Origin of the sequence: Acinetobacter sp. YH12021, from assembly GCF_013420145.1 — a bacterium.
Classification (GTDB): domain Bacteria; phylum Pseudomonadota; class Gammaproteobacteria; order Pseudomonadales; family Moraxellaceae; genus Acinetobacter; species Acinetobacter towneri.
The window spans coordinates 85,285-102,578 of record NZ_VOYT01000001.1; the positions used below are offsets into that span (position 1 = coordinate 85,285).

At 40.4% G+C, this 17,294-nt stretch carries 18 protein-coding genes and 1 tRNA gene; 4 read left to right on the forward strand and 15 right to left on the reverse strand.

What is annotated here, in order from left to right; translation table 11 throughout:
• Positions 1–161: 161 nt before the first annotated feature.
• The 12 genes from FTT91_RS00360 to FTT91_RS00415 form a co-directional block, all read right to left on the reverse strand.
• Positions 162–1,004 carry a universal stress protein gene (locus FTT91_RS00360; RefSeq protein ID WP_180168754.1) on the reverse strand — a complete coding sequence of 281 codons (843 nt, stop codon included), beginning with the start codon at positions 1,002–1,004 and terminating at the stop codon, positions 162–164.
• A 126-nt stretch (positions 1,005–1,130) separates the two neighbouring features.
• Positions 1,131–1,757, reverse strand: a complete 627-nt coding sequence (locus tag FTT91_RS00365) for a DapH/DapD/GlmU-related protein (protein ID WP_096900924.1) — start codon at positions 1,755–1,757, stop codon at positions 1,131–1,133.
• Positions 1,750–2,349, reverse strand: coding sequence for a YigZ family protein (locus FTT91_RS00370; RefSeq protein WP_096900925.1), 600 nt, complete (start codon positions 2,347–2,349; stop codon positions 1,750–1,752). The genes FTT91_RS00365 and FTT91_RS00370 overlap by 8 nt, the downstream gene beginning before the upstream one ends.
• Before the next feature lie 222 nt (positions 2,350–2,571).
• Positions 2,572–3,339 carry an LPS export ABC transporter ATP-binding protein gene (gene lptB / locus FTT91_RS00375; RefSeq protein WP_004973074.1) on the reverse strand — a complete coding sequence of 256 codons (768 nt, stop codon included), beginning with the start codon at positions 3,337–3,339 and terminating at the stop codon, positions 2,572–2,574.
• The gene (gene lptA / locus FTT91_RS00380; RefSeq protein ID WP_004973072.1) at positions 3,339–3,905 is read right to left on the reverse strand and encodes a lipopolysaccharide transport periplasmic protein LptA; all 567 of its coding nucleotides are present in this window, start codon (positions 3,903–3,905) and stop codon (positions 3,339–3,341) included. The genes lptB and lptA overlap by 1 nt, the downstream gene beginning before the upstream one ends.
• Positions 3,895–4,437 carry an LPS export ABC transporter periplasmic protein LptC gene (gene lptC, locus FTT91_RS00385; protein ID WP_180168755.1) on the reverse strand — a complete coding sequence of 181 codons (543 nt, stop codon included), beginning with the start codon at positions 4,435–4,437 and terminating at the stop codon, positions 3,895–3,897. Before lptC ends, lptA begins: the two co-directional genes overlap by 11 nt.
• A gap of 40 nt (positions 4,438–4,477) precedes the next feature.
• Positions 4,478–5,017: an HAD family hydrolase gene (locus FTT91_RS00390; RefSeq protein ID WP_004973069.1), complete on the reverse strand. Its 540-nt coding sequence runs from the start codon at positions 5,015–5,017 to the stop codon at positions 4,478–4,480.
• Positions 5,018–5,020: 3 nt separating this feature from the next.
• Entirely contained in the window at positions 5,021–5,998 is a 978-nt protein-coding gene (locus tag FTT91_RS00395; protein ID WP_004973067.1) for a KpsF/GutQ family sugar-phosphate isomerase, read from the reverse strand.
• A gap of 403 nt (positions 5,999–6,401) precedes the next feature.
• Positions 6,402–6,477, reverse strand: a tRNA-Gly gene (locus FTT91_RS00400).
• A 65-nt stretch (positions 6,478–6,542) separates the two neighbouring features.
• The gene (gene cysS / locus FTT91_RS00405) at positions 6,543–7,964 is read right to left on the reverse strand and encodes a cysteine--tRNA ligase (RefSeq protein WP_004973064.1); all 1,422 of its coding nucleotides are present in this window, start codon (positions 7,962–7,964) and stop codon (positions 6,543–6,545) included.
• Between the two features lie 199 nt (positions 7,965–8,163).
• Positions 8,164–9,276 (reverse strand): beta-ketoacyl-ACP synthase III, encoded by a 1,113-nt coding sequence (locus FTT91_RS00410; RefSeq protein WP_180168756.1) that lies wholly within the window; start codon positions 9,274–9,276, stop codon positions 8,164–8,166.
• A 30-nt stretch (positions 9,277–9,306) separates the two neighbouring features.
• On the reverse strand, positions 9,307–13,266 hold the full coding sequence (locus tag FTT91_RS00415) for a DUF3418 domain-containing protein (protein WP_180168757.1): 3,960 nt from the start codon (positions 13,264–13,266) through the stop codon (positions 9,307–9,309).
• A gap of 375 nt (positions 13,267–13,641) precedes the next feature.
• Here FTT91_RS00415 and ahpC point away from each other — a divergent pair, with 375 nt between their 5' ends.
• On the forward strand, positions 13,642–14,205 hold the full coding sequence (gene ahpC, locus FTT91_RS00420; RefSeq protein ID WP_019838019.1) for an alkyl hydroperoxide reductase subunit C: 564 nt from the start codon (positions 13,642–13,644) through the stop codon (positions 14,203–14,205).
• Positions 14,206–14,327: 122 nt separating this feature from the next.
• On the opposite strand, the gene FTT91_RS14705 is transcribed toward ahpC, so the two are convergent.
• Positions 14,328–14,471: a hypothetical protein gene (locus FTT91_RS14705; RefSeq protein ID WP_225545326.1), complete on the reverse strand. Its 144-nt coding sequence runs from the start codon at positions 14,469–14,471 to the stop codon at positions 14,328–14,330.
• A gap of 79 nt (positions 14,472–14,550) precedes the next feature.
• Between FTT91_RS14705 and FTT91_RS00425 the strand changes: the two genes are divergently transcribed.
• Together FTT91_RS00425 and FTT91_RS00430 are read left to right on the forward strand one after the other, a co-directional pair.
• Positions 14,551–14,868: a hypothetical protein gene (locus tag FTT91_RS00425; RefSeq protein WP_225530638.1), complete on the forward strand. Its 318-nt coding sequence runs from the start codon at positions 14,551–14,553 to the stop codon at positions 14,866–14,868.
• Between the two features lie 249 nt (positions 14,869–15,117).
• Positions 15,118–15,324, forward strand: coding sequence for a hypothetical protein (locus tag FTT91_RS00430; protein ID WP_004973053.1), 207 nt, complete (start codon positions 15,118–15,120; stop codon positions 15,322–15,324).
• An 87-nt stretch (positions 15,325–15,411) separates the two neighbouring features.
• On the opposite strand, the gene FTT91_RS00435 is transcribed toward FTT91_RS00430, so the two are convergent.
• Positions 15,412–15,630 (reverse strand): DUF1653 domain-containing protein, encoded by a 219-nt coding sequence (locus tag FTT91_RS00435; RefSeq protein WP_004973051.1) that lies wholly within the window; start codon positions 15,628–15,630, stop codon positions 15,412–15,414.
• A gap of 251 nt (positions 15,631–15,881) precedes the next feature.
• On the opposite strand from FTT91_RS00435, the gene FTT91_RS00440 reads away from it, so the two are divergent.
• Positions 15,882–16,226: a hypothetical protein gene (locus FTT91_RS00440; protein ID WP_004973048.1), complete on the forward strand. Its 345-nt coding sequence runs from the start codon at positions 15,882–15,884 to the stop codon at positions 16,224–16,226.
• A 403-nt stretch (positions 16,227–16,629) separates the two neighbouring features.
• Here FTT91_RS00440 and FTT91_RS00445 read toward each other — a convergent pair whose 3' ends face one another.
• Entirely contained in the window at positions 16,630–17,145 is a 516-nt protein-coding gene (locus tag FTT91_RS00445) for a hypothetical protein (protein ID WP_131260826.1), read from the reverse strand.
• Positions 17,146–17,294: the final 149 nt, after the last annotated feature.

The following is a 17,294-nucleotide window of genomic DNA, read 5'->3' on the forward strand; positions in this document are numbered from 1 at the left end:
AACAACCTAAAGCAATTTTACATTATATATTATAATGTTACATATACTGTCCATACAGTTATCCACAAATTATGCGGATAACCATGGACAGTCAGCAAGCATTTACATCAGTTCAACTAAACAATCTTTTGAAATGATCTTTTTTGAATCATTTACGATTTTTACTTTGCCACCAACAAAGGAACAGTTGAGTTACGGAAAATATTGGTGGTAATGCTTCCCAAGAAAAATTGGTGAATTTTACTGTGACTAAATGCCCCCAGTACAATCAACTGAATACCATGTTCACGTTGATAATCTAAGATATTTTCAGCCACATCGCCATAACGATATTCCACCACCACATCTAAACCCGCTGAAGTTAAAAAATCTGCAGGTTCATTTAAAACTTCTGGGTGATCACCGACATAGAGCAAATGACATTGCAATAATTTAAGCAAATCACTTTGTGCAATTCGCTTCATCATTTTGATGCAAGTTGGGGAATATTCATAAGCAAAAATAAAGCGGGTTGGTGCTTTAAAATGCTCTCCCACAGTCATCACGGTACAATTTGCACCACGAATAAAGTTTTCGACATTACTCCCTAAAGCCTTATTGCGTTCAGCAGATTTTTCGCCCACGCGTCCAATCACCACAATATCTTCTTCGTTCAGCACACTAAAACTTTGTTCTAAAAAGTCGCCTTTTTCTTGAATGTGGGTAGGTACAATGCCGAACTTTTCCTGAATCATACTGGAAATGTGCTGCAATAAATTGTTGCTATAATCGAGTGCTAATTCACTTTGTTTTTGTTCTAATTCGGCTAATTCTTTGAGTAACATGGCATTACTTTCAAAACCAATCACGCCACTAATTTCCCCCAAATGATAACTGGCGGGGTAATAATCCAAAACTTGTAATAACACCAATTCACGTTGAGTTTGTGTTGCAATCCACGCAGCAGCTTCAGCAAGCGCATTAATACAAGGCGAAGAATCAATACAAGCAATTACACGTTTCATTATTGCCTCTCTTACTACCTTTTGCAGGCTATTTTTTAGTTGTTATTTTTAACTTAACACAACTCGTGTTGCAGGGACATGAAAAAATGTAATGAAGTTTAAAGATTTAGCCTTGCTGCATCGTATTTACTCACGATAACGAATCAATTTGGCAGGGTTTCCTACCACAATTTCCCGCTCCTGAACATCTTTGGTGACCATGCTATTCATACCAACGACTGCATGTGCCGCAATCTTCACCCCATCTTTAACACCAACATGCGCACCTAACCAAACATCCTTACCAACTTCAATGCCCTGTGAACGCACCGCTTGCTGATAAATGGGCTGATCCAAAGCCATGCCATGATCAAATGCATATAAATGACAATATGCTGCGATACGCACCTGATCATGAAGCTTAATTCCAACTCTGCCACCATCTAAAATACAGTGGTGATTAATCGCGACTTCATTGCCAATTTCTAAAGGGCCATGCAAAGTACAATCGGCTGCAATAAAGGTATTATCGCCAATACTGATTTTACGCCCCGGCTCTGCAAAAATATGTGCCAAAGGGGAAATAAAACAGTTTTTGCCAATCTCCACCGTTTCCATTGCCATTAAATAAGCTTGATATTCCTGCTGCCAAGCTTCTGCCCATACACGATGTTTAGGTTTTAATGACCAATATAACCACGGCATGTAGTTTAAACGGTGTTTATGCTGCTCACGGTACTTCGATAATGGATCAGGTGAATTTGCTTCAGTCATCTTGATCATCCTCAAGGATTTTGAGTTGTTCACGCCCACGGCTAATATCTTGTAATTTTAGTTTTAAAGGGTCTATTTGATCGACTTGCATGAATGCCTTTACCAACACGCCTTCGGCGGTGTAGTCTTCGCTGTACTCAATCTGCTGACTATTTAGCTCGTATTGTAAAATTGCCCACTCATTAAAATGACAGGAAAATTGCACGGTCTTTTTTTCAATCAGTTCTATTTTTTCTGCTAGAGCCAAACATTGCCCTGCACATCCCCCATAGGCACGTACCAAGCCGCCTGTGCCCAATTTAATGCCGCCGTACCAACGATTCACCAACACCAAAACATTAGTCAACTCATTGCCTTCAATCGTGGCTAAAATAGGACGTCCTGCCGTACCTGAAGGTTCGCCATCATCATTAAAACGTAATTGATGCCCGATTTTCCATGCCCAACATTGATGTGTGGTAGATGAATCACGCTGCTGTTCCAAAAAAGTTTTTACCGCTTGCTCATTATCTACAGGCACAGCAATTGCCTGAAATCGACTTTTTTTAATTTCTTCTTCAAAAGTGATGGGCGCAGCAATGGTAAATGGCATAACACTCCAGATCAATCAACCAGTTAAATAAAAACTTGATAATTATAACGTGTTTAGCGCTCTAACGTATTTAGAGTTATAGCTTATTTGGACTGATAACCACCATGAAAAAACCTTCTATCCTCAAAGGTATAGAAGGTTAAATAATGTTTACACGACTTTCTGTTCTACAACTTATGCAGTAAGCATACGAAAACCAATAACGGTTAGAACATTCAAGCTTTAAACAAAAAAGTCTTCACCCAAATAAACTTCACGCACAATTTCATTTTCCAGAATTTCTTGCGGTGTACCCTCTGCAATGACTGAACCTTCGCTAACAATATAAGCACGTTCACAAATGGCTAAAGTATCACGGACGTTATGGTCGGTAATTAATACGCCAATGTCACGATCTTTTAAGGTACGAATGATATCTTTAATATCACCGACAGAAATAGGATCGACCCCTGCAAAAGGCTCATCTAACAACATAAATTTAGGGTCTGCTGCCAAAGCACGGGCAATTTCTGCACGACGGCGTTCGCCACCCGACACACTCATCCCTAATGAATCTTTAATATGCGTGATTTTAAAATCTGCCAGCAATTCTGATAAACGCTGCTGACGTTGCTGTTTATTTAAATCTTTGCGGGTTTCTAAAATAGCCATAATATTTTCAGCGATGGTCAGCTTTCTGAAAATAGAGGCTTCTTGCGGTAAATAACCAATCCCCTTACGCGCACGTTCATGCATGGCAAGGTCAGATAAATCCAGTTGATCTAAATGGATTTCGCCTTTATCCATACGCACCAAACCCACAACCATGTAGAAACTGGTGGTTTTACCCGCACCGTTCGGCCCAAGTAACCCGACAATTTCACCACTTTTCATTTCAAATGAAACGTCTTTAACCACCCAGCGCTTATTATAGTTTTTGGCTAAATGCTTAATACACAAAGTCTGCTGACCGTGCTGGACGCTGTCCTGTGCTGCGCTCGTTTGATCCATTAATCACGCGCTCCCGGGAATGATTTTGAACTTGATGGTGGAATCACAATTTTTACACGACCCGCTTCAGAACCAGTTTTGTTCGGTGTACCAATCGCTTCAACATCGCCTTTGTTCATACTATAACGCAAGGTATTACCACGAATACTGGCTCCATCTTGCTCTAAAAGTGCGCCACCCGTTAAGGTGATAATGCCTGTTTCAGCATTGTAAACAATCTTTTGCGCCTGACCTTTGGCAAGCCCTTTGGCTGGATCAGTCTTTTGCTGGAATTGCGCAGGTCTGCCCGTTGCCGTAATGACACTAATTTCTTTTTTGCTGTTCAGATTAGCAACAATCGAATCTGCCTGCAGTTTCATGGTGCCCTGTTCAATCACCACATTGCCTGTATAAGTGGTGACGCCAGTACGTTCACTAAAGGTCGCACGGTCTGCCAATAAAGTAATAGGCTGACTGCGGTCTGACGGAATTGCCCATGCACCTGCCGATGAAAGCACCGCCAAGCCCACAAGTGCTGCTTGTTTTATCAACGCTTTAGGAGCTGTAAGCTTAGATTTATGGTTCATACTTTCCTCGAATATTAAAAAATTCGTATTGCCCGTCATTTAAATTGGCTTTTAAGCCCTGACTGATAAAATCAGCCTGTGGAGATTGTACAGTCACTTGTTTTTCGGTACTGATTTCACGTGTTTTAGGAAACACATTCAACTCGACTGTTTCAAGCGTCAGTTTGCCTTGAGTGAGTAACTTGGTTGCTAGCACTTGATCTGACAACACAACCTTTTCATTGTCATTAAAACCTTGTGCCTGTTTAGCAAAAAAAGTGGCATCCACCGCGCCCGCTTTATACATAGAGGCATTCAAATTTTCCAGCTTAGAGGTTTTTTGCTGCATGTCTTGCTCTAAACGGTCAATTTGCGCACGCACATATAAATTGCCCTGCTCATCTGTTTGGGTCAGATGAATTTGCTCTGCACTATAAGTCATAGAGCGAGCAGCGTCAGTTTCCAGTTTTTTGCCTTTACCGCTGTAATAGTAATAACCACCACTTACAGCTGCAATTGCAATCGCAGTAACGTATAAAACTTTAGTATCCATAAGTGGGGCTGTAACTCAAACCTTTGAATGTATGACTTAATTAATGAGGGATGCTGAGATATTTTTCAAGTAAGCTTTGGTACACACCTTTGGCGGTTAAAATCATATCGCAGATTTCACGTACCGCACCGCGCCCACCCATGGCCTGTGTGACTAAATCGGCACGACGACGCACTTCAATATGTCCATTTGGCACTGTGACTTTCATCCCTGCAATCGAAAACGCTGAAAGATCAGGCCAGTCATCGCCCATATAGAGACAATCTGCAGGTGATAAACCTAACTTGGCACAGGCTTCCTGCAATGCAGTGCCTTTATCTTCACGTCCTTGGTAGACCAAATCTACACCTAAATCGGACATGCGTTTTTCGACAATATTACTTTTACGACCCGTGATGATAATGACTTTAACACCTGCTTGTTGCACCAGTTTCATACCTAAACCATCACGAATATCGAATGATTTAATTTCATCACCGCTGTTGGTTAAGGTGACAAAACCATCACTTAGAATTCCATCGACATCTAAAACCAAAGCTTCAATATGACGCGCTTGCTCTAATAAAATATAAGATGCCATTGTTTAGTTTACCCCTGCTTGAATCAAGTCATGCATACTGATCACACCAATGACTTTATTGGCATCATCCACCACCACAAACTGATTGATTTTACGGTCACGTAATTGTTCTAAAGCTTCAACTGCACGTGCTTCTTGTGAAATCGTTGCAGGATGTTGAGTCATCACTTGCCCAACTTGTAAATTCACATCAAAGCCCTGTTGTTTATCAATTAAACGTCGTAAATCACCATCGGTGAAAATGCCTAACAAGACGTCATTTTCATCGACAATTGTGGTTAAACCTAGACGTTTGTTTGAAATTTCGTATAACACTTTGTTCATTGGTGTATCTGGTGCAACTTTAGGTAATTCTGTACCGGTATGCATCAAATGTTTCACATGCAATAACAGGCGCTTACCCAAAGCGCCTGCAGGATGTGAACGAGCAAAATCATCGGCAGTAAAACCACGTGCATCAAGTAACGCTACAGCCAATGCATCACCTAATGCCAAGGTTGCAGTCGTACTTGAGGTTGGTGCTAAACCAAGTGGACAAGCTTCCTGAATATTGCCTAATGTTAAAGCGACATCAGCATTTTGTGGCATCGGCCCGCGATCATCACCGCTAATTGTGATTAGAGGAACTTCCAGATGTTTGATGAGTGGCATCAACATCATAATTTCATCACTTTTGCCGGAGTTGGAAATGGCAATTAAAACATCACCCCGTACCAACATTCCCAAATCACCATGCCCTGCTTCACCCGGGTGCATAAAGAAAGACGGCGTGCCTGTAGAGGCAAACGTCGCAGCCATTTTACGACCAATATGACCTGATTTTCCCATACCTGTGACCACAACACGCCCTTTGCAATGCAACATGATTTCGCAGGCACGGCTAAAACGCTGATCAATTTGCGTCGCCAAGACTTGTAATGCTTGTTCTTCTATTCTTAAAGTGTCTAAGGCTACAGATTGGAAATCAATGGTATTTGACATGTTTGGCATTCAACGTTCAACTTAAATTGAGTATTTTCTACACCTCAATAAAAGTGATTTATTGAAGCACATTTAATTTTCGCAATTTTAGCATATCTATGCAATTCTACACTTTGATTCTGCGTGTGTTTTTTGTTTTAACGCATTTTTGTATGCTGTTTTAATTAACTCGCTTTTTGACTCGAGTTTCAAATGAAAAACAATCATATTTGAGCTTAGGCTATTTATTTTATTGATTCAAAGTTGCAGATAAAGCTAAAGATAGAACTAGCTCAGAAGCATATTTCAACGAAAATGCTCTAAAAATTATGGATCAAACCCATCTATAAAGCTGACTGCAAGCAAGCTGTAACAAACAGCCATAAAAAAACGCTTATCTTTCGATAAGCGTTTTTTAAAATTTTGGAGCGGGAAACGAGACTCGAACTCGCGACCCCAACCTTGGCAAGGTTGTGCTCTACCAACTGAGCTATTCCCGCAATATGGAAGTGAATTATAGAGAATTTCATACAACTGTCAACTCTCTATGCTCCTAAGTGCTCAATTAATCAGCACGACGCCATACTGTACCTTGACGGGTATCTTCCAAGACCACACCTTGATCGAGCAAAGACTGACGAATTTCATCAGCACGGGCGAAATCTTTGGCTTTTTTGGCATCCTGACGTTGCTGAATGAAGTCTGCAATGGCTTGTTCAGATAAACCTAAAGCGTCCTGACCAATATCAGACTTCAGGAATTCGTCAACATCATGCTGCACCAAACCTAAAATATTGGTCAAATGACGCAAAGTCGAATAGTACACCGCCGCCTGATCTGCCTGCTGCTCTTTTACCGCACGGTTCAGCTCTTTATTCACTTCAAACAGCACTGCAATTGCTTCGGCTGTATTGAAGTCGTCACGCATTGCAGCATTAAAGCGCTCCACCAAAGTCTCATCTAACTGCTCAACTGTTTGCGTACCGTACGCTTGTTGATAAGCTTTAAATGAGTGATAGAAACGTGATAATGCGGTTTTGGCTTCTTTGAGTGCTACATCGGAGAAGTTTACAGGGCTACGATAATGCGATGACACAATAAAGTAGCGGATCACTTCAGGATGGAATTTTTCCATCACATCACGAATGGTGAAGAAGTTACCCAATGACTTCGACATTTTTTCGCCATCGACATTAATAAAGCCAACGTGCATCCAGTAATTTACATACTGCTCACCTGTTGATGCTTCAGACTGGGCAATTTCATTTTCATGGTGTGGGAACATTAAGTCTGAACCACCACCATGAATATCAAAATGATTACCTAAGCAGCAAGTCGACATCGCAGAACATTCAATGTGCCAACCCGGACGTCCATTGCCCCACGGCGAAGCCCAAGATGGTTCATTTTCTTTGGCATGTTTCCACAAAACAAAGTCAAATGGATGCTTTTTGTCGACTTCAACATCAACACGCTCAGACGCGCCCGCCTGCATGTCTTCTAGCTTGCGACCTGAAAGACGGCCATATTTGTCAAATTTTTCAACCTGAAAATAAACATCGCCATTACTTGCAGGATAAGCTGTGCCTTTATTGACCAAATTACCAATCATATTTTGCATTTGATCAATATATTCAGTGGCACGTGGTGCAGCATCAGGTTCAACACAGCCTAAGTTTGCCGCATCTTCATTCATGGCTTGAATAAAACGATCTGTTAAAGCTTGAATGCTCTCGCCATTTTCATTGGCACGTTTAATAATTTTGTCGTCAATGTCGGTAATGTTGCGGACATATTTCACATTCCAACCTTGACTGCGCAAAAAGCGAATGATGTAGTCAAATGCAACCATAACCCGCGCATGCCCGATATGACAGTAATCATAAACCGTCATGCCACAGACATACATGTCGATATGTCCTTCTTTACGCGGAACAAATTCAACTTTTTTTCGTTGCTCTGAGTTATATAGAACAAATGGTTGCATAGGTTTTCAAAATAGGTCTATTAAAAGATGCTCCATCTTAACCTAAGCATTATTTTTCATAAAGTTTTTCGATGTTTTTATTCTGTATGTGTCTGTGTGAAGAGAATATCGCGGATGATCCAAGCCTTCTCCCGAAGGAGAAGGAACTTTTTAATACCTGTACTTAGGCGTTTGCTGATCTTATACGGTTTGGCAAAGCTTATGCAGCATCACGTTTTTGTACCAAAATCGCGCCAACTGAATAGCCTGCGCCAAATGAACACAAGACACCATATTCACCGTTTTCGACTTCATGTGCAGTACGATGTAAGGCAATAATTACCCCTGCCGATGAGGTATTGGCGAACTCATCTAAAATAATAGGCACCAAACCAGGTTGTGCTGCTTCCTTGCCGACCACCAATTTCAAAATCAGTTCGTTCATACTGGCATTCGCTTGGTGCAACCAGAAACGCTTCACCTCGGTTGGCGCAATTTGATTCTTTTCCAGTTGCGCAGTGATCATTTTAGCGACTAACGGGCAAACCTCTTTAAAGACTTTACGACCATCTTGATGGAAGCGTTTGTCGTCAATATCTGCATTTTCACTCAGGTTTAAAAAACCGAAGTTATTGCGGATATTATTCGAAAACTGAGTGAACAAGTTCATGTCCAAAATTTCAAAACCTGCTTTGGCTTCAGTGTCTTCCAAAATTGAAGCAGTTGCTACATCACCAAAAATAAAATGGCAGTCACGTGAACGGAAATCGTTATGACCTGAGGTAATTTCGACATTCACCAACAGTACGCGGCGCGCACCTGCTTTAATCGCATCATGCGCTTGCTTAATGCCGAAAGTCGCAGCAGAACACGCCACGTTCATGTCATAGGCATAACCTTGAATACCAAGCGCAGTTTGAATTTCAATCGCCACTGCAGGATAAGCACGTTGCAAGTTTGAGCAAGACAATATCACCACATCAATATCTTCTGCAGACACACCTGCATTTTGCATGGCTTGTTTTGCAGCAATTACGCCCCATTCCGCTTGTAACGAAATTTCATCATCGCCACGTTCACGTAAATTTGGACGTAAACGGTTAATGTCCAGAATACCTGTTTTTTCTGACACGTAACGACGTTTTACCCCAGAGGCTTTTTCGATAAAGTCAGCACTTGAGCCACGACGTTCTTCAAGCTCACCTGCTGCAATTTTGTCAGCATTGAGCTGATTATACTGTTCCACATAAGCATTTAAACTTTCGACCAACTCTTCATTGGTAATAACATCTTCTGGGTGATAAAGACCAGTACCTGTAATGCGAATGCCCATGTAAAACTCCTTCTAGAAATTACTTATATCTTAACTGATTCCGAGCTTTTCCCATACTTTTTGCAGCCGAGTTGCAGAAATTGGCATTTTGGTTTTCATGGGTTGAGAGAACAGCGAAATGCGTAATTCTTCCACCATAAAGTACAATTCCTTGAGTAGGGCATCTTGTTTGTGTTTAAACAATTTGTCCATCCAAGGGTCAATTTGGGCGATAGCAGCATTGTCTCTTTGCAAGTTGTTGGGTAAGCGGTCTAAACGTAATAACAACGCTTTCAAATAACGCGGATATTCGCTCCACACCTCTACAGGCTTGCTATACACAAAGTCTGCCAGATGCATTAAGTCCAGCTGATCTTCTATATCATCCATATTTTTGGCAAACACGGCTTCATCTAGCATAAGGAGCTGACGGCGGATGTCTTGCCAAGCAATATAAATTTCATTAAAGATACGCAGCGTGGTTTGACCATGACTGAGAAAAGTCTTTTTTACCTCAAGCTGCAAGTTTTGAAACTCTTCCAAGTTGACTGGCACGTCACAAATAATGCTTTGCAAGGTCGCATAGATCAACATTTGCTCAAGTTGTGCTTTATCACCCAAAGGTGAGTACGCCAAGGCCAATGGTTTGGCAATTTGCTTTTTCAATTGCCGTGATAAATCGCCTAATTGCACATGCAGCAAACGAATCACCCCTTCACGATGCTGATGAATCGCCTCGCGCTGATCATTAAAGGTTTGAATCACCACACCCGATTCATCTTTTTGTGAAAGTTCTGCAAAAGCTTTACTTGGTACCAACGCCTGATATTGCTTAACCACTACGCCCGTGACTTTTTGCGAGGCTTCAAATACAAATCGTTCAGGGAAGGTTTGGAATTCGCCGTGTAACTGTTTTACTGGACTGTGAGTTTCGGTACGGCAACGCGCTTTTAATTCAGATAAATCACGCCCTTGCTCAATCACCCGCCCTTTTTCATCTAACACTTTAATGAACGGCAATAAATACGCATCTACTCGCTCAAAGCTAAAGTCTTTTTCGGTGATGTGCTCTGCGCGTAACTGGAATGCCAAAAAGCTAAAAATGTGCTCGCGTAAATTTACCGCATCAACACGTTGTAGCAACTTTCGAGCTGTGTCTGGAATAGGCACCAAATGACGACGCTTATCTTTAGGCAAAGTCTTGAGCAAGGCTTCAATTAAATTTTCACGCCAACCCAGAACACCCCACGACCAGATATTTTCATCGACCTGTGCCAACGCTTGCACCGGAATTTTAACGGTTGCGCCATCTTCATCATGGCTGGGGTCAAAACGGTAACTGGCCGCCAAGCGCAGCTCACCATTACGCAAATAGTCAGGAAATTGCTGCGTGGTCGGACGATCATTCAGCCAAAGTGCATCATCTTCCACAAATAAATAACGTGGATTTTGCGGCTCTACTGTGGCACGCCAATCTTCAAAGGAACGACGGCTTGCAACTTCTGCAGGTACTTTGGCGGCATAAAATTGATAAATAGTTTCTTCATCAACCACTAAATCACGACGACGTAATTTATCTTCAACCCGTTCCACTTCTTCCAGTTTAAGCAGGTTGTGTTTTAAAAATGGTGGGGTAATGCCCAAGTTGCCTGTGGTTAAAGCATCACGTAAGAATATTTCATGGGCGGCTTCCTGATCGACCTTTTCGTAATTGACAGGACGTTTCGGCTCGATAATTAGACCAAACAGCGAAATCTGATCATAGGCATTCACCACGCCTGCTTTTTTAGACCAATGTGGTTCAAAATAGTGATGCTTCAGCAAATCACGTGCGGCCAATAAAATCCATTCGGGTTCAATTTTTGCCAAAGTACGTAGATACACTTGCGAAGTTTCCACCATCTCAAATGCCATGACCCACGGTGTATTGATTTTATGCAAAGTCGATGCAGGGAAAATTCGTGCTTTTTGTTGGCGTACCGCCATAAATACATTGCGCTCATCGGTTTTATTGGCAATAAAAGAAAGCAACCCTGTTAATAACGCCCGATGCAGATTTTCATAACTGGCTTTTTTCTCATTAAACGACAGTTTTAAGCCACGCGCCAAATCCACCAATTGTTCATGAGTTTTCTTCCATTCACGTAAACGCAACCAACTTAAAAAATGCTGACGGGCAAAAGTACGACGTTTGTTTTCACTCATGCCATCACGGTTTTCGTGCAAAGTTTCCCACAGTTTTAAATAGAATAAAAAGTCAGAATCTGCTTCACGGAACAGTGCATGTTTTTGATCGGCTTGCATTTGTTTGTCTGCAGGACGTTCACGCGGGTCTTGTACCGCCAATGCCGCTACAATAATCAGGACTTCATTTAACACCCCAAAATGCGCACCGCCTAAAATCATACGTGCCAGTCTTGGATCAATCGGCATTTTTGCCATTTGCTGACCAATTTTGGTTAAGCTGCTGCCTTGAAGCTCGCCTTTATTAGCGGTGGATTTAGTGGAATTATTCGGATGATTGTCTCCCTTTTGCGTCGCAGAGCTACTCATTCCGTCTAAAAGAGGGGCTTTACCCTTCTCAATCATCGCACCCAGTTCAATCAACAGCTTACGACCATCATTGACTAAACGATGATCTGGCGGCTCAATAAAATCAAAATCTTCGAGCGTACCCAAGCCCAAACTTTGCATTTGTAAAATGACCGATGCCAAGTTGGTGCGTTTAATTTCAGGTTCAGTAAACTCTGGGCGACTTAAAAAATCTTCTTCTGAATACAGGCGAATACAAACGCCTGGTGCAATACGACCACAACGTCCTTTACGCTGATTCGCTGCTGCCTGAGATACTGCTTCAATCGGTAAACGCTGCACCCGTGAGCGATAGTTATAACGTGAAATACGTGCAAAACCGCTATCAATCACATAGCGGATATTGGGTACAGTGAGTGCGGTTTCAGCGACGTTGGTGGCAATAATAATGCGACGACCACCACCTGAAGGATTAAAGATTTTTTGTTGTTCCGCCAAAGCCAAACGCGCATACAACGGTAAAATTTCAGTATGACGCGGTCCATGCTTATGCAAGGTTTCTTGCAGCTCCCGAATTTCCTGTTCAGTACTGGCAAAAATTAGAATATCGGCATGTTCAGGATGACCTTTTTCCTGTGCATCGGCAAAGCATTCTTCTACCGCTTGCACCACTGCGCGTGGCAAGTTTTCTTCAAAGTCATCAAACTCATCATCATCACTACCACCAATGCTTAATTCAGAAATTGGACGATAACGTACTTCGACAGGATAGCTTCGACCTTCGACCTCAAAAATAGGTGCGCCGTTAAAATAGTTACTAAAACGCTGCACATCTAAAGTTGCAGAAGTGATGATGACTTTTAAATCAGGGCGACGTGGCAAAAGTTGCTTTAAATAGCCCATAATGAAGTCAATATTTAAAGAACGCTCATGCGCTTCATCTATAATAATGGTGTCGTATTTATTTAAATAACGATCATTGGCAAGCTCTGCTAACAAAATACCATCGGTCATTAAACGGACAATTGAATCTTGCGAACCCTGTTCATTAAAACGAACTTTAAAGCTGATGGACTCACCTAACTTTTCGCCAACTTCTTCGGCAATACGCTGCGATACACTACGCGCAGCAAGACGTCGTGGCTGAGTATGACCAATTAACCCCGTTAAACCACGACCTGCCAACATTGCAATTTGTGGTAACTGTGTAGTTTTCCCTGAACCTGTTTCACCCGCCACAATAATGACCTGATGTTGCTGAATTGCAGTAATCAACTGTTCGGCAGATTGAGTCACAGGTAAATCTTGATTCAACTTAATGTTGGGAATGCGCTGTGCACGCTCCAACACTTTTAAATTAGATTTTTCAAATAATTCCTGATATTGCTTTGGATTGGCATCTTTGCCTTTTCGTAGTCGATTTAAACGATGACGATCACGCGCCAAAACGAGGTGGTCTACATTTAAATGACTCTGCACAGAATACGCTTCCTAACCAAAACACAAACGCGTATTTTACGCTGTAATGCCTTTAAGCGAAAGAACAGTGATTTAGAATGCGTATTTAAAAAGTTTTAAATCCCCCCTTGAATTTCAAAATAGCATCCCCATATAGATGTATGTTCACCAATTGCTTGAAATGGGTTGTATTTGAACCTGAAAAATAGGTTGTCATGCAATCATCATCATTTTGAGGCCTAATAAAGACTCAATAATGCTGTGATGAAAGTGTACGCTTTTTACATACTCATTTGTTTTTCCGATGCTAGTAATGTAAAAATACCATTTCAGCAATAAAACAAAATTAGATACTCTATTGCCAACGAAATACAAACCTTAATCATGGAGACAATGATGAGCTTAATTAATACTGAAGTTAAACCATTTAAAGCAAATGCATACCACAACGGTCAATTCATTGAAGTAACTGAAGCTGATCTTAAAGGCAAATGGTCTGTAGTATTCTTCTACCCTGCTGACTTCACTTTCGTTTGCCCAACTGAGCTTGGTGACCTTGCAGACAACTACGCAGAATTCCAAAAATTAGGCGTTGAAATCTATGCAGTTTCTACTGACACTCACTTCACGCACAAAGCTTGGCACGATTCTTCAGAAGAAATCAAAAAAATCCAATATGTAATGGTTGGCGACCCAACTTGGACGCTTTCTAAAAACTTTGAAGTATTAATTGAAGCTGATGGTCTTGCTGACCGTGGTACTTTCGTTATTGATCCAGAAGGTAAAATCCAAATCATCGAAATTAATGCTGGTGGTATCGGCCGTGATGCTCAAGAACTTCTTCGTAAAGTTAAAGCAGCTCAATACGTTCACGCTCACCCAGGTGAAGTATGCCCAGCTAAATGGAAAGAAGGTGATGCAACTTTAGCCCCATCTATCGACCTAGTAGGTAAAATCTAAGTTTTAGATTAAACCACTCAAAAAAACCACGCATATTTTGCGTGGTTTTTTTTAATCAGAACATCACCCTTTTCTACCTTATTTATTCATATTTCATCTCTAGAATAGAAAATGTAAAAACATTACAACACTACAATCGAATCTGTACCGGTAACAGTTGTGAGATTTATTTTTGAGGGCTGTTCTATGAAAAAATTATTTTTACTTTCAACATTAATAGCATTTTCAGTGCCAGCTTTAGCTGATTTCAACTGTAATGGCAGCATTAAAAATCGAACTATTGATGATAATGTCAAAGTGCATAAACAATGTGTTCTTGATCATGTGACTATTAAGGGCAACCTAATGTTGCATTCCAACTCACATACGGCAATTAAAAATAGTACGATTGATGGCAATTTAGAATCTAAAGGAAACTTTAGTCAGGTTAATGCACATGCCAACCGCATTGATGGCAATATCCAACTCGAAGATGGGCGTAACATCCAACTCACGTCAAACCGTGTAAATGGCAATATTCAACTTAAAGATAATTCAGGCTCAATCGTTGTAAAAAATAACCGCGTGAATGGCAATTTAGAATGTGAAGATAACCGCGTAAAACCGACTGGCGGCACAAACCGTGTTTCTGGTGACAAAGAAGATCAATGTCGTCATCTATAAAATCTAGTCTTTCAATCATTTTATTTAAATGAATGACTATTCATGTGCAAAGCATAAACACCACATCCTAAATGTGGTGTTTTATTTCGCTTCATAATAGTTTTGTCGTTTTTGGCACGTTTAGGTTGCGCAAAAAACTTATATTCAAAAGTTACAATTCTGTAATACTTTTTAGCAAGCACTTCACTTATGTTCAAAATAAGCAGATTTATTCTGTGAAAAATAATATAAAAAATAAAGGAGTTGCTTATGGGTAAAACACTTGCCGTGACATCCTGGACATACAGTGCATCTTCACGTTATTTAAAAATATTTTACGAAAATGGCTCTGGGGATTTATTCCATCCTGTACCACAATTTATTTATGACAACTTATTAAGACGCAGTGATAAAGCAGCTTTTGTGAGTAAATATTTAGCATACGATTTAAGCTTTAACCGTATTTCCATTCAATAATTGATTTTATTAAACTTTGAGCATCCACATAACGATCCAATCTAAAAATAGATTGGATCGTTTTAAATAGGTAAATAACTTCAAATATTAATACACTTCTTGAATCAATTTAAAGCGTTCCTGTTCACGGTCATCATCCAAAGTAATACTCTCCGTGAACATATCAAGCGGTCTGGCCCAAATAGAATAATCGCCATATAAGCATTGATAAACCACCAATTTCTCTTGGGTTTCACTGTGTGTAGCCACATGCAGCACTTGATACAATTGCCCTTTATAATGTTGATAAATCCCTTTTTTAAGCATTTTACAATCCCAATCTTACAGAATGGCATTACTGTACAATAAAAACTGTAACCATTCTTAAGATTTCACCTTATCAGAAAAAATGAATCGCATCGGCATATTTTTCTCTAATTTATCGTTCTAATCTACACAACAAAAAAATATCTAAACCCATTACATTATTTGAACAATTTTAAGCTTCAAATTGATTGTTTTTTGGTTATATTCGCATTATCCCATCTTAAGTGGATGTAAAAAAAGGAAACATGATAATGAATAAACTTCTTATTGCTTTAGGTCTTGCTGCCACTGTAGCACTTGTAGGTTGTGCAAAAGAAAAAGCACCAGAAACAGGGGCAACTACGGGTGAACACTTAGAAAACGCTGCGGCTCAAGCTGCACATGATGCCAAAGATGCAACACATGAAGCTGCTACTGCTACAGCAACTGCGGTAGATAACGCAGCGCAAGCAACTGAAAATGCTGCACACAATGTTGCAACAGCAACAGAAAACGCAGCTGATGCGACTGTACAAGCTGCTAAAGATGCAACTGCTGCGACTGCAGGTGCGGTTGAACAAGGTGCTGCAAATGTGAAAGAAAAAGCACAACAATAATTTGATTGTATAAAACAAAAACTCCTGAGCAAGTTCTCAGGAGTTTTTTATTCAGCACGATTTAATTAGGGTCTGTTGACAATTCGTCTATGTTTGCGACATGAGAGATATATCTCGCAAGGTTTTTTAGTTGATATAAGGCATGGGACAGGAAATTTACTCATTCTAAATGACTGGCACATAACGTAATAGCAGCAAAAAATATGCTTGTTCCCTTGCGCAGCAAACAAAGCAGTGCTTTGTTTTTGCTCATGTGGCTAAAACTTTCACAGATTGCGTTATAAAACTTGAAAATAAACCCGTTATTCCCTGCGTTTCATGCCTAATCTGCTCAGTTTTAGCCTACAGCGCAAGCCATTTATGAAATATCAACAGACCCTAGTAAACCTAAATCCTGCCGCAACTATAACGCCGCTTTTAAATTACAACCATAGCCCATGGTCTGTTGTACTTGGCGGTAACTGGTGTAACGATTCAAAATAAAATCATAATAAGATTCTGCATTGGCAAAATTTTCAGCCAAATTTTCCTGCTCTGCACGCGGTAATTTTACATCTTTAAGAAAATCTAGATTGTTATGTCCTAAGCGATATAACTCAGCAAAATAACCATTCATCATATCGCAATAAGCAATTTTAGTCGGCTTTAAAGCAGTACTGGCGACCAAATGCTGATTCAAAGTTTGTAAGTTATTTACATCTAAAGGGAATTGATGCGCAAATGCGATATTTTCGACTTGTTTAAATTGTTTGAAGTCTTGCGCCAATTTGACATTTAAAGCATCTATACGCTGTTGTAATGCAGTCGCATCCTGAACCTGATATTGCTTTGGATCAATTTTTACTTGAGTTTGCTGTGGATTGCTACACGCACTTAATCCACACACCACAAGCAAACCACCATAAACGAAAGGCTTCATTAATTTACTCATCAATTCATACATCAGGCTTATTATGCCTGAAAGCATCTGCAAATTTAATGATATCGCTCATCTTAATATTTCATAAAGAAATGACGGATATGATTTGCCAATCTACCTAGAGTTGGGCAAAGTAGATAAAAACATGG